Genomic DNA, 13,396 nt, shown 5'->3' with positions numbered 1-13,396 from the left:
GCCACCACCTATCGCTTCAAGATGTTACGCCCCCATGGTGGGGGCGTTTGTTGTCGTTTGGGTTATTGCGCCACACGGACACGTGCGGGGCGAATGACGCGCCCGCGATGTTTGTAGCCGCGCTGGTATTCTTCGATAATTTGCCCGGATTCAAACTCGTCGTGCTCCTCGCTGAGCAAGGCTTCGTGCTCGGCGGGGTCGAACGGTGTGCCCGGGCTGCTTTCGATGGGCGTCACGCCTTCTTGTTCCAGCACGCCCCAGAATTTGCGTTCGATGAGTTCAATGCCTTTCACAAAGTCATGGTCTTTCAGGTCTTCGGGCACGTTCGCCAGAGCACGGTGAAAATCATCGAGCACGGGCAACAGTTTGAGAATCAGGCGTTCGTTTGCCCGCTGTTCAAATTCTTGCATTTCCCGTTCTTTGCGTTTGCGGAAGTTTTGGAATTCCGCTGCTGTGCGCCGCCAGTTGTCCAGGTATTCTTCCGCCTGGCGGCGGGCTTCATCTAACTGGCTCATCAGTTCCTCCGTCGAAGGGGTTTCCGTCGCCTCCGCGGCTTCGGAATTCGCTTCGGCTTGCGCCGTCGTTTCGGGTTGTTCTTCTTGTGCCTGTTCCTGTTCCACGTGTTGCTGTTCTTTTTCCTTGGTCATGGTTGCCTCACTCTGTTGCGTTGGTTTCTTCTTGCGCATGGTTTGCCTCCCGCCGTGCTTGTGTCAATGGTTGTCCGCCGTACATGGACGCCAACAGGTGGCTCATCAGGTCGGACACAAAGCGCACTACACTCACGGCGCGGCTGTACGGCATGCGTTGGGGACCTAACACGCCCATGATACCCGCAGCGTAGCCGTCAACGCCATACGGGGAGACCACTAGGCTGACGTCGCCGATGGCTTCCCACGGCTGTTCACCGCCGATGATGACTTGCACGCCGCTGGTGGTGTTCACTTCGGCGATGATGTTTTCCAGCAACGTGCGCCCTTCGATAATCTCCACCAATTGGCGCACGGCTTCGGCTTCGGCAAACTCCGGTTGCCGCAGGACATGCAGCAACCCATCGCGGTAGATTTGCCCCACGCTGCGGCTGTCAATGCGCTCCATGAGCAAGGCGGCGACTTCGGCAACACTGCGCTCAAAGGGCGTCAGGTCGTTGCCGATACGACGCCGCACGTCCTGGTAGGTCATCCCCTCAAACAAGGCGTTGAGTTTGTTGGCGATGGCGTTGAGCGTCTCTTGCGGCAGAGGCGGTTGCGGTTGGGGCACCATTTGTTGGCGCACCAGCCCCGCCGACGTCACCAGAATCACCAGCACCAGCGCTTCACTGATGTTGATGAGTTCGATATGCTTCAAACGGGCTTGTGGGGCTTGGGGAACCGTCACGAGCGAAGCGGTATGCGCCGTGTGCGCCAGCACCGCCGCCGCAAGCCGCATCCACTGGTCCAGGTCCATTTGCGCCTGATGGAATTGGTGGCGAATCAGCCGCTGTTCTTCTTCGGGCAATTCGCTTTGCTCCATCAGGCATTGGACGAAATAGCGGTAGCCGCGTTCTGTTGGAATGCGCCCCGCCGATGTGTGGGGGTGTGTCAGGTAGCCCATTTGTTCGAGGGCGGCCATCTCGTTGCGCACCGTCGCCGAACTCACGCCGAGGTTGTATTTTTCCACCAGCGTTTTGGAAGCAACGGGTTGCGCCGTCGCGACATATTCACGCACAATCAAGCCGAGAATGGCTCGCTGGCGTTCCGTCAATTCGTCGTACATGGTGCCCCCTCACCCCCAACAACATTTCACTGCGTCCAAGTATTTAGCACTCATTTGCTGTGAGTGCCAGAATTCGGCATGTATGATAGCAAAGAGCCGTTTTGGTGTCAATACATAAGGAAGGGGTGAGTATCCAAAAATCTGCTTGGGCATGCCAAACGGGGTTTTGTCCCCATATCTGGGGGGCAAATCTGGGCAAAAAGGAAAGCCCTCGTGCTATTTCAGGCGGCACGGGGGCTTCGGCGGAGCGTCAGGCGGCAAAACGGCGCACGTCTACGAGAATGTCTTCTCTGAAAGCCTGCTCGGCTTGCCTCATCACCTACTCTGAAGTCTGTTCGTTTACGTATGCCTCACCACAGTTCTGGCACACTTGGGCGGGCACGTCCAGGATGACGACGGTCGCGCCTTCTCGCTGAAAGACAAGCACCGTTGTTCCTTTTTGGGTTTCCCCGTGTTTGCAGATGACGCATTTCATTGTGCACGTTGCCCCTCCCTGTGCCGATTCTAGCGTCCCTTCGGAGCGTGTCAATGCCATGAAGGACGCCCGGCATGTTGGGGCTGAGCGCGCCTGAAACGCCTCAGCGCCTGCATCATTTGACCAAACGTTGGCTTTGATGAGTATCTTGCCGCAACGAGACCAACAGGCGAATGCGCAACCGTATGAAACCTGAGCGAACCACAATTGACCGTCGTGCGGCTACCGTGCTTGCGGTGGTGCTGGTGTTGGTTGGGGCGGCGGCGGTTTTGTTGTGGCGTTCCACGCTCCACAGCACACGGCTCGCCATTGGGGCGGCGTTTCTGGCGGCGTGGGTGCTCTGGTTGGAGCGCCTCGGCTGGTTGAGAGGTGTGCCCGAACGTCTGCGGGCGTGGGCAAGGCTGGCGTGGCAGCACCGCCTGCGGCTGGGAATCGCCTTGCTGGCGACGGCGCTTGTCGGCGTGTTGAACCGTCCCGGCGTGCGCGCGGCGCTTTCCGCCGATACGGAGATGGCGCTTTTTGTCGCCGGCGTCCTGGCGGCGTTCGTCTCCACACTCCCCGTACCAGAAGCGTGGCGCGGGCAACGGCTCCGGCGGGCGGCGTCCTGGCGCTGGCTGGCGGCGCTGACACTCTGGGCGCTGGGCGTGCGCGTCTGGCGCGTGGGGGCGTTCCCCTGGCCAATGGCGGAAGCCGAGGGCGAATTGGCGTTGCGTGCGCTGGCGCTCCGCATGGGCGAGGTGGGTTCCCCATTTGCCGCCGGCTGGCTGGGCATGCCGCACCTGCTGGCGTGGTGGCAATCGCTGTTTGTGGGCGCGCTCGGTCCGACACTGGTTGCGGCGCGCTTGCCCGTTGTAGTGCTGGGCGTCTGGGCGGTGCCGCTGATGTTCGCGCTGGTGCGTGAACTGCTCGATGATGATATCGTCGCGTGGACGGCGGCGGCGCTCTGGGCGGTTTTGCCGGTGGCGGTGCACTATGGGCGCATTGCCACCCCCGAACTGCTGGATGTGGTGTTTGGGCTGGGGGGCGTCTGGGCGCTCATGCGGGCGCTGCGCTCTCGCTCTGTCGCCTGGTGGGCGCTGGCGGGCATGCTCTTGGGGCTGAGCCTCGCGTTCACCATGGCGGCGCGGCTGTTTGTCCTGTTGGCGCTCTGGTGGTTGGTGCTCACCTGGTGGCTGAACCCTCACGAGTGGGGTGGGCAGTGGCGCGGATTGGGGATCGCGGTGTGGATGGGCTGGCTCACGGCGTCGCCTCTGGCGGTGGAGCATGGGTGGGCGGCGGCGCTCTGGCGTCCTGCGGCGCGTGTGGATGTGTTCGCCACCGGTTGGCTGGCGATTGTGGCGGCTGGTGAAGGCGTTTCGCCGACGCTGTTGCTAGCGCGCCAGGTGCGCGAGGCGCTTTTGGGCTTTCTCGCGCGCGCCGACCGCGACCGCCTGTTTGGCTGGGGGGCGCCGCTGCTGGACGCGCCTTCGCGCGTGGCGTTGTTGCTGGGCGTGGGCGCATGGTGGGCGGACGGCGTGCGGCGTCGCACGCTCTGGCTGGTTGGCTGGTTGGCGCTTGGCGGGGCGTATGCCGCCCTCTTCCCCGACCCACCCGCAAGCGCAAAACTGCTTCCGCTTGCGCCGCTGATGGTGCTCTGCGTGGCGTGGGGGCTCTGGGCGTCGTTGCGGCTCTTGCCGCTGACGATGTGGGAACGCCTGGCGTGGGGGGTGCTCTTCATGGCGCTTATGGCGGGGTGGTCGCTGTACACCTACGGGCAACGCTATGCCGACCAAGGGCGGTTCGACATTCCCACCATGCAAACCGCCACCACGTTGGGGCAATGGCTGGCGGCTCAGCCCGAACGCCCCTTCGTCTATTTTTGGGGCGCGCCGTTTCTTGCTTTTGAAAATCCTGTTATACAGTATCTTGGTCATCGCCCGCAGGGAATGACGACGACGGAAACGGGCGATTTTTCATTTGTGCGCGAGCGTCCCGCCGTGCTGGTCTTTCTGGCGGAGCGGCGCAACGCGCTTGATACGTTTCTGGCGCACCAGCCCGACGCCGTCCCGCAGGCGGTGTACGCTCCTGACGGGCGAGTGCTCTACTGGTGGATTTGGCTTGACGCAGAGACAGGAGGCCGACCATGACAACCACTGTGCCCGACAATGAATTTTTTCGCCATGCGCTGAGTTATGCTCGCGAGCGTGCCGATAAACCGTTCAAGCATACCTTTTTCAGTGGAGAAGCGCTGTTTGTGGGGCTGAACACGCTCAAACCGGGGCAGATTCAGGCGGTGCATGTGCATGAGGAAAACGATAAAATCTACTTTGTATTAGCCGGGTGGGGGGAGTTCACTGTGGGAGAAGAAGTGCGCACATGTGGACCGGGGACGCTGATTATTGCGCCGGCGGGCGTGCCGCATGGTGTCAAAAACAGCGGCAGCAGCCCACTCACCTTCCTGATGGTGATGTCGCCGCCGCCCGGTGGGCGTTCGTGAATGCAAAAGGCTTTGGCGAGACAGGGGCTTTACGCTACCATGTTGGTTGCTTGTCGGCTGGGATGAAAACCTGAGGGTTTTTTCAAATCGGGTATGAACAACATTACGACTTCGCATTCAGAACCGGAAACACGCATACCGCCCGTTTCATTTCGCATACGGGTACAGCGTTTTGTCGCCAGTGAAGCTGCGACACCTTTCCTGCTGGCATTGATTTTGCTGCTGGCGGCGGGCTTGCGCTATGTCGGCTTGAATTGGGACGAGTACCAGCACCTGCACCCCGACGAACGCTTTTTGACGATGGTTGAGACCGCGCTGGGGTGGCCGTCCAGTTTCGCCGAGTACCTGGATGAAGCCCGTTCGCCGCTCAATCCCCGCAACGTGGGCTATGATTTCTTCGTTTATGGCACACTCCCGCTGACCATTGTGAAAGGCGTTGCCTTGTGGCTCGACCGCACCGACTACAACCAGGTACACCTGGTGGGGCGGGCGCTGAGCGCCACGTTTGACCTCTTTTCGATCGTCTTTCTCTTTTTGCTGGCGCGCCGCCTCTACCGCGATGACCGTATCGCCTTGTTGGCGGCGTTTTTGCTCTCAACAACCGTGTTGGCGATTCAACACGCCCACTTTTTCGTGGTGGACACCTTCGCCAATTTCTTCATCGTGGGGGCGCTCTACTTCCTGGCGCGGGCGCAAGCCAGCCCGCGCTGGTACAACTGGGCGTTGACGGGGGTTTTCTTTGGCGCGGCAATGGCGAGCAAAGTTTCCATTTTCACCTTCGCGCTGGTGGTGACGCTGGTAGGGGCGTACCACGTCTGGCGGGCGTATGAAACCGCCGACCCCGACCGCGCCCTTGAAGCCGCCATGATTGCCGCCGAGCGCATCTTCTTGCGGCTGGTGCTGACGGCGCTGGTGGCGTTTTTCGTCTTCCGCATCGGGCAACCCGACGCCTTCCGTGGACCGGGGTTGCTGGGCGTTTTGCCGAGTGAACGCTGGTTGCAGAACGTTCAGCAAGTGCGGCTGCTGGTCAGTGGCGAAGTGGACTATCCGCCCGGTCATCAGTGGACGGCGCGCACGCCGCTCTGGTTCCCGTGGAAGAACATGGTGCTATGGGGCATGGGGCTCCCGCTGGGGCTGACCGCCTGGCTGGGCTGGGGCGTGGCGTTGGTGCGCCTCGTGCGGCGGCGAGAATGGGCGCACCTGATACCTGTTTCGTGGGTGGGCATTCTCTTTTTGCATCAAGGAACACAGTGGGTGAAATCGTTGCGCTACATGCTTCCCATCTACCCGACGTTGGTGTTGTTGGCGGCGTGGTTGCTCATCTGGCTGTGGGACCGCGCCCGCGCCGGTGAAACGGTGCGCGTGGGGCGCTGGTCGCTCCGCTGGACGCCTGCGCTGGCGGGCTCTATGCTCAGCGTGGTTTCGGTGGGGACGCTTTTGTGGGCGCTGGCGTTCACCAGCATCTACACACGCCCGCATAGCCGCGTCCAAGCCAGCCGCTGGATGTATGAGCACATTCCGCCCGGCAGTACGATTGCCAATGAACATTGGGACGACCCTTTGCCGCTGCGCATTGACGGCAAAGACCCCTTTGGCGGGTTGTACCGCGGCATCGAAATGCAGTGGTACGCCGAAGATACGCCCGAAAAACTGCAACAGGCGCTCAACTGGCTCGATGAAGCCGACTACATTGTGCTGAGCAGCAATCGCCTCTACGACTCTATTCCGCGCTTGCCCAAGCGCTACCCGATGACCATCAACTACTATCGCGCCCTGTTCGATGGACGCCTGGGCTTTGAAAAAGTGGCGGAGTTTACCTCGTATCCGCAACTCTTCGGCATCCAAATTCCCGACCAGAGCGCCGAAGAAGCCTTTAGCGTGTACGACCATCCGCGTGTGCAGATTTTCAAGAAAACCGACGCCTACGACCGCATCAAAGCCGAACGCATTTTGACCGAGGGCGTGGATTGGGACGCGATTGTGCGCTATTGGCCCAAGCAAGCCACCGAAGCCCCCACTGCGCTCATGTTGCCCGAAGACCTGCTCCCCACCTATCGCGCACACGGCACGTGGTCGGCGATGTTCAACCCCGACGGGCTCGCAAACCGCTTCCCGGTGCTTGCGTGGGCGCTGGCGTTGGTGCTGTTGGGGGCGATAGCCACACCCTACCTGTTCGTGCTGGCGCGCCCACTCCCCGACAGGGGATATGCCTTTGCGCGCACGCTGGGTTTGCTCATGGTGGGCTGGTTGGTCTGGCAGATGGGGAGTTGGCGGCTCTTCACCTTCACCCGCGCCAGCATCTGGCTGGCGATTGGCGTGTGGGCGCTTGGCGCGGTGGCGCTGGTTGTGCGCCGGCGCGACGAGATGGCGGAATTTGTGCGCACGCATCGGCGGCTTTTGTTGGTGGAAGAACTCTTCTTCTGGGGCTTCTTTGGGCTCTTTTTGCTGGTGCGTTGGGCAAACCCCGACCTCTGGCATCCCATTTTGGGGGGCGAAAAGCCCATGGATTTCGCCTTCCTGAATGCCACAATCAAATCCGCCTATTTCCCACCGTATGACCCCTGGTATGCCGGCGGCTATATCAACTACTACTACTTTGGCTTTGTGCTGATAGCCGCCCTCATCAAATTGACGGGCGTTGTCCCCTATGTGGCATACAATCTTGCCATTCCAACCCTGTTCGCCATGACGGCGATGGGCGCGTTTGGTGTCGCGCTGGCGCTTTTGGCGGGCACGCGCCGCCTGGTGCGCACGCGCGATGTGGGCTTTGCGTTTTTGGGGGCGCTCTTTGTCGCCGTGATTGGCAACCTGGGTGAATTGAAACTCATTCTCGATGGCTTTGCATCGCTGAGCACGTTGCAGGTTGAAAGTTCATTGCCGGGCGTTGCCTACCTCATTCGGGCGTTGCACGGCTTTGTGACGGGCTTTCTGGCGGGGCAACCGTTGCCGTTCCGTATCGAATGGTGGTATTGGAATGCGACCCGTGTCATTCAGCACCCCGTCGAAGAGCCGGGACCGATTACCGAGTTCCCCTGGTTCACCTTCTTGTACGCCGACCTGCACGCGCACATGATGGCGCTCCCGCTGACGCTGCTGGCGCTGGGGCTGGCGCTGACCCTGCTCTACGGCGGGCGCACGCGCGGGCTGGGCGAGTGGGTGCGTCTGGGCGCGGCGGCGCTGGTGGTGGGGGCGCTCTGGCCGACCAACACGTGGGATTTTCCCACCTACGCCGTGCTGGTTGGTGTGGCGCTGGTGTTGCGTGAATGGTATCACGCGGGGCGGCTCACTCTGGACGGGATTTGGCAGGCGCTCTGGCGCTGGGGCGTGGTGCTGGTGGTGGGCTACGTGGCGTTTGTGCCGTTTCATCGCTGGTATGGTTCAGCCTACACCAGCATTACCCGCTGGCATGGTTCGCGCACCCCGTTGCGGGATTATCTCATCATTCATGGGTTCTTCCTCTTTATCATCCTCGCCGCGTTGATCGGCGATTTCTTCTACGGGCGTGGGCACAACGGCATTGTGCGCACCCTGCGGCTCTACTGGCGCTCGTTCGGGCGCTGGGGGCGGCTGACGCGCCGCTTCACGCGCCTGGTGCGGCCTGGGCTGGGCTATGCGTTGGGCTTCTACGCGCTGGCGATTGTGGTCGTCGTCGCGCTTATTACCGCGTTGGCGGGCATGCGCGTGCCGTCGTTGATTCTCGCTCTGCTCACCATGACGGCATTGCTGGCGTTCCGACGCCGCCCCAACCCCACCTGGCAGATGGCGCTGGCGATGATTGGCTTGGGGTTGGCGCTGACGTTTGTGGTGGAGTTCATCGTGCTCAAAGGCGACATTGGGCGCATGAACACCGTTTTCAAGTTTTACATGCAGGTGTGGGTGCTCTTTGGCGTGGCGTCGGCGGTGGCGGCGGCGCATGTGTGGCGCATGTTGCCGCAGTGGCGCAGCGGCTGGGCGTGGTTCTGGCGCTGGGGGTTTGTCCTGCTCTTTACGGCAACGCTGCTCTATCCCGTGCTGGCTACCCGCGCGAAAATTGAAGACCGCTTCGACAAGTCGGTTGGTCCAACCTTGAACGGGATGGCGTTCATGGAGAAAGCCGTTCATTACGACCATGACCAGGCGATTGAATTGAAGTGGGACAAAGCCGCCATCGAATGGGTGTTGCGCAATGTGGAAGGCTCTCCCGTTTTTGCCGAAATGAACACCTACCCCGTGCTCTACGGGTGGGGCAACCGGTTTGCCATGTTCACGGGCAACCCGGCGATTGTGGGGTGGGATTGGCACGAACGCCAGCAACGGGCGCTCTTCCCCGGCGAATTGGTGTCGCGGCGCATTCAGGATGTGCAGTGGCTCTACAACACCCCCGACCCCAACGAGGCGTACCGCTTGCTCCGCAAGTATGGCGCGGAGTATGTGGTGGTGGGGGCGCTTGAACGAGCCTATGCCACGCCGGAAGGCATTGCGAAGTTCGCCCAAATGGACGGCATTTTGTGGGAGCAGGTCTACGCCAATGAGCAGACCGTGATTTATCGCGTGTTGGGTGAATAGGCGTGTTGCGCTGATTCGTACAATGTTGACATAAAAACAAATGGCGCGCATATCCGATGATGGCAGAACTCTTCGCAGTCTTGACCTGGTACATTCTCATCACGCTTTTGGGGCTGGCGGCGGCGCCGCTGGCTTTTGTTTGGTTGCGGCATCTCCCCGATCGAGGGTGGAGCGTGGCGCGCCCGCTGGGGTGGCTCCTCGTGGGCTACCTCGTTTGGCTGACGAGCGTCCTGGGCATGGCGCGGCTGGATGGGCGCGTGGGCTGGGGCGCATTGTTGCTGGTTGCCCTGGCGTCGTGGGGCGTGCTTGCCCGTTGGGGCGGCGGCTGGTCGGCGTGGCGGGCGTGGCTGGTGCGCCACCGCCGGCTGTTGCTGGGCGAAGAGGTGCTCTTTTTGTGCGCTTTTGCCTTGTGGGTGGTGGTGCGCGCGCACGATAACGCGATTCTGGGCACCGAAAAGCCCATGGAATTCGCGTTTTTGAACGCGGTTGTGCGCGGTGGGGAAATGCCCCCCAACGACCCCTGGTTAGCCGGCTACGCGATAAGTTACTACTACTTCGGCTATGTGCTGATGGGCTTGCTCAGCCTGATGGGGGGCGTGCCGACGGGCGTGGCGTTCAATCTGGGCGTTGCCTTGCTGTTTGCGCTGAGCGCGTTGGGGGCGTTTGGCGTTGGCTACAACCTCGCGCGCACCGTCTGGAACGCGCGCACAAGCGTCGCGGTGGGGGTGTTGGCGGCGCTTTTGCTGGTGGGCGTGAGCAACTTTGAGGGCGTGCTCGAAATCGCTTCGGCGAACGGCGTAGGCTCGCCCGCCTTCTATGCCTGGCTTGATATTCGCAACCTCACGTTGAACCCCAGCGAAACCTGGTATCCATCTGATAATTGGTGGTGGTGGCGCGCCTCGCGCACCATTCGCGATGTGGACCCGCAAACGGGCGGGCATATCGAAATCATTGATGAATTCCCCTTTTTCAGTTTCCTGTTGGGCGACATGCATCCGCACGTGCTGGCGTTGCCCTTTGGCTTGCTGGCGCTCGCGGCGGCGTTCAACCTCTTGCGGGCGGCGCGGCGGGCGTTGCCTGCACGCGCCTGGCATGGCTTGCTGGTGCCTGCGGAGCGGGTGGATGAGGGCGTGTTGGGCTATGTTTTGACATTGCTGGTTGTGGGGGCGCTCGGCTTTCTCAACTCGTGGGATTTTCCCACCTACGGCTTCATTGTCATGGCGGCGTGGGTGGTTGCCATTTGGTCGGCACAGATACGCTTGCCGCGCGACCTTTGGGTGGCGTTGCTGGGCATTCCTTTTTGGAGCATTGCGCTTTTTGCGCCCTTCTACGTCGGCTTTCGATCACAGGCGCAGGGGCTGGGGCTGGTCCCCTGGGCTATTCACACCCGCTTACACCAGTATCTCATCTACGTTGGCGTGGTCGGGCTGGCGGCATGGGGGTTTGTGCTGGCGCATGTGCGCCTGTTGCGTGGCGCGCGCCCCACACGCCTGGCGCTGGGGCTGGCGGTGTTGGCCGGGGGCGTGGGTGTGCTGGGGCTGTTCAAAAGAGCGCCTGTGGCGGTGTTGGGGATCGTGGTGGCGTTGGTGGCGCTCTTCGCGCTGGATACGCTTCTGGCGCGTGCGCGGTCGAATGGTGAAGTGGACGAAGCCCGCTGGTTTGCGCTGGGGCTGGTAGCGGTGGCGGCGTTGCTCATGGTGTTGCCGGAGTTCGTCTTTATCCGCGATGTGTTCGGCACGCGCATGAACACCGTCTTCAAATTCTATTTCCAGGCGTGGACCCTGATGGCGGTGGCTGGCGCGTTTGGTGCGGTCTGGCTGGCGCGGCGCTTGCCGCCGTTCGGGGCGTGGGTGTGGAGCGTGTGCCTGCTGGCAGGCGTGGGGCTTTCGCTGCTCTACCCCATAGCCGCGACCTGGACGAAGACGGGCATGTTCCGCGGTAACGCCACACTGGACGGCACACGCTGGTATCAATCGCACCCCGACTATCCGGCGGCGGCGTGGCTCTTGGCGAACGAGCCGGCGCAAGTGGTCATTCTGGAAGGGACGAAACCAAACGCCGCTTACGATTTCGATGTGGCGCGTGTGGCTACCCTGACCGGGCTTTCGACGGTGCTGGGCTGGGGCAACCACGAGTTGCAGTGGCGAGGCAATTACGATGAACCGGCGCGGCGCACGCCCTTGATTGAACGCATCTACACCACCACCGACCCCAACGAAGCGCGGGCGCTCCTCGACGAGTTCAATGTGCGCTATGTCGTGGTTGGCTCGTTCGAGCGAAACACATACAATCTCGCGCCACCGCAGATTGAAAAATTCGCGACATTTATGACGCCTGTGCTCCAAACCGAGCATGTCATTCTTTTTGCTCGCTGAAAGGGAAACCGCATTGCGTATGACGACACAACCACTTTCGGCAAAATCGGGCTCGCACCGGCTGGCGCTGTCAGCCGAACAGGTGGCATGGTCTGTTGTGCTGCTGGGGGCGGCGCTGTTGCGCATGGGCGGCTTGGGGCGCTGGCCGCTCTTTGCTTCCGAAGCGGCTGTGGCGCTTGATGTGGTGGGACCTTTCGCGCACCGCCCGCCCGCTTTTGCCCCCGACACCTCACCCCTGTTGCTCAACCTGGTGGGCGCGAGCATGTGGCTCTTTGGCACGGGGGAAGCCGCCGTGCGCAGTGTCGCCGCCCTTGCGGGCATGGCGCTGCTTCTGCTGCTCTGGCACATGCGGGCCGTGTTGGGGCGTTCGGCGGCGCTTGGGGCGGCGTTGCTGGTGATGGCGTCGCCTTCGTTGGTCTTCTTTGCACGCCAGGCGGATGACACCGTCCTCGCGTACACCGTCTCGCTCTGGGTGGTGCTGGCGCTCTGGCGGCTCTGGCGCGACCCGTCGCGCCGTACCCTCGACCATGCGGCGCTCGCCGTTGGCGTGGCGCTGACGGCAGGCGCGGGGGTGTGGGTTGTGCCGGTGGCGGGCTTGCTCTGGTGGGCATGGGTACGCCCGCAGGTGCCGCAAGCCGTGCGCGACGTGTTGGCGGCGCACTGGGTGCGAGCGAGTGGGGTCGCGCTGGGGACGGCGCTCCTGCTCTCGACCGCTTTCTTCACAAACCTGGATGGCGTGGGGGTGTTGCTGGCGCAACCGGCGCGTTTTGTGCGCTTGTGGCTTGGTCTGGATGGTGTTGGGCTGGTTGTGCCGTACATGGTGGCGTTCATGCTGTATGAGTGGCCGCTGGTGTTGTGGGGATTGCTGGGCGGCGCGCTGTTGAACACAGAGCGCCCACGCCTGGCGGCGTTTTTGCTGGCATGGTGCGGGGCGGCGCTGGTGCTGCCGGCGCTGTTCAACAGCGGCTGGACGGGCAGTTTGGCGCTGGCGGCGCTTCCGCTGGCGTTGTTGGGCGGTGTTGCGGTGGCGCGCCTGCTGGATGCGGTGATGACCTTCCACGCCCGCCAAGAGATGGCGGCGCTGACGGGCGGCGTCTTTATCTTGGCTGCCTTTTTCTGGCTCCTGTTGCTGGCGTATGGGCATGGGCGCGTGCATGACGCCCTGCTGTTTTTGCTGGTGAGCATGCCTGTGCTCATTGGCGCGTTGTTGGTGGTGGCGGGTGCGTTGCTCTCGTGGGGGCTCGCGTGGCGGGCGACGGGCGTTTTGGTGCTGGTGGCGGCGCTTTTCTGGCAATGGCATACGGCGTGGCAACTCGTCTATGCCGACGCGCCAGACCCGCGCGAGCCGTTGGTGCAACAAGCCCCACACCCCGATCTTTTGTATCTTTCTGAGTTCTTGCCGCGTATCAGTCTTGAACGCACCCTGCACGCTGACCGCGCGCCTCTGGGCATTCAACGTTCGTTGGGCGTGTTGCCTTTCTGGTACGCCCGTGAGTTTGAAACGGTGGACGCGCTGACAACCGCCCCGCCGACGGCGGATGAATGGCAGATTCTGCTGCTGGATGAAGCAGCGCCGCCACCGCCGGGCGTGCTGGGGCAACGGGTCTATCTGGGGCGTGTGTGGGCGTGGCCCGGCTTGCGTGGCACGATGCTTGTGAAATGGGTGCTCTTCCGCGAAGCGCCGGGCGTGGTTTCGTGGGGGGGCGTTTTGTACGTGACAACGCCCTGAGTGTGCGAAAACAAACAACCTTGTTGTGAAAGGTGAGGGAAGAG

The 13,396-nt window shown here is 62.2% G+C and carries 8 protein-coding genes; 5 read left to right on the top strand and 3 right to left on the bottom strand.

The window, feature by feature from the left end; translation table 11 throughout:
- Positions 1–62: 62 nt before the first annotated feature.
- The 3 genes from grpE to SE16_RS16740 all read right to left on the bottom strand — a co-directional run bounded on the left by grpE (position 63) and on the right by SE16_RS16740 (position 2,227).
- Positions 63–647, bottom strand: coding sequence for a nucleotide exchange factor GrpE (gene grpE, locus SE16_RS13050; RefSeq protein WP_054492007.1), 585 nt, complete (start codon positions 645–647; stop codon positions 63–65).
- A 7-nt stretch (positions 648–654) separates the two neighbouring features.
- The gene (gene hrcA / locus SE16_RS13045) at positions 655–1,752 is read right to left on the bottom strand and encodes a heat-inducible transcriptional repressor HrcA (RefSeq protein WP_054492006.1); all 1,098 of its coding nucleotides are present in this window, start codon (positions 1,750–1,752) and stop codon (positions 655–657) included.
- 319 nt (positions 1,753–2,071) lie between these two features.
- A complete protein-coding gene (locus tag SE16_RS16740) occupies positions 2,072–2,227 on the bottom strand; it encodes a type II toxin-antitoxin system MqsA family antitoxin (RefSeq protein ID WP_161804551.1) in 156 nt (51 codons plus the stop codon).
- A gap of 185 nt (positions 2,228–2,412) precedes the next feature.
- Between SE16_RS16740 and SE16_RS13040 the strand changes: the two genes are divergently transcribed.
- The 5 genes from SE16_RS13040 (at position 2,413) to SE16_RS13020 (ending at position 13,352) form a co-directional block, all read left to right on the top strand.
- Positions 2,413–4,353, top strand: coding sequence for a glycosyltransferase family 39 protein (locus SE16_RS13040; RefSeq protein ID WP_160316935.1), 1,941 nt, complete (start codon positions 2,413–2,415; stop codon positions 4,351–4,353).
- Positions 4,350–4,703, top strand: coding sequence for a cupin domain-containing protein (locus SE16_RS13035; protein ID WP_054492004.1), 354 nt, complete (start codon positions 4,350–4,352; stop codon positions 4,701–4,703). The genes SE16_RS13040 and SE16_RS13035 overlap by 4 nt, the downstream gene beginning before the upstream one ends.
- A gap of 93 nt (positions 4,704–4,796) precedes the next feature.
- Positions 4,797–9,248 (top strand): DUF2298 domain-containing protein, encoded by a 4,452-nt coding sequence (locus SE16_RS13030; RefSeq protein WP_054492003.1) that lies wholly within the window; start codon positions 4,797–4,799, stop codon positions 9,246–9,248.
- 56 nt (positions 9,249–9,304) lie between these two features.
- Positions 9,305–11,623, top strand: coding sequence for a DUF2298 domain-containing protein (locus tag SE16_RS13025; RefSeq protein ID WP_054492002.1), 2,319 nt, complete (start codon positions 9,305–9,307; stop codon positions 11,621–11,623).
- 19 nt (positions 11,624–11,642) lie between these two features.
- Positions 11,643–13,352 (top strand): glycosyltransferase family 39 protein, encoded by a 1,710-nt coding sequence (locus SE16_RS13020; protein ID WP_060687712.1) that lies wholly within the window; start codon positions 11,643–11,645, stop codon positions 13,350–13,352.
- Positions 13,353–13,396 lie beyond the last annotated feature (44 nt).

The organism is Ardenticatena maritima (genome assembly GCF_001306175.1).
Taxonomy (GTDB): Bacteria; Chloroflexota; Anaerolineae; order Ardenticatenales; family Ardenticatenaceae; genus Ardenticatena; species Ardenticatena maritima.
This window is presented reverse-complemented; position numbering and strand designations above follow the sequence as displayed.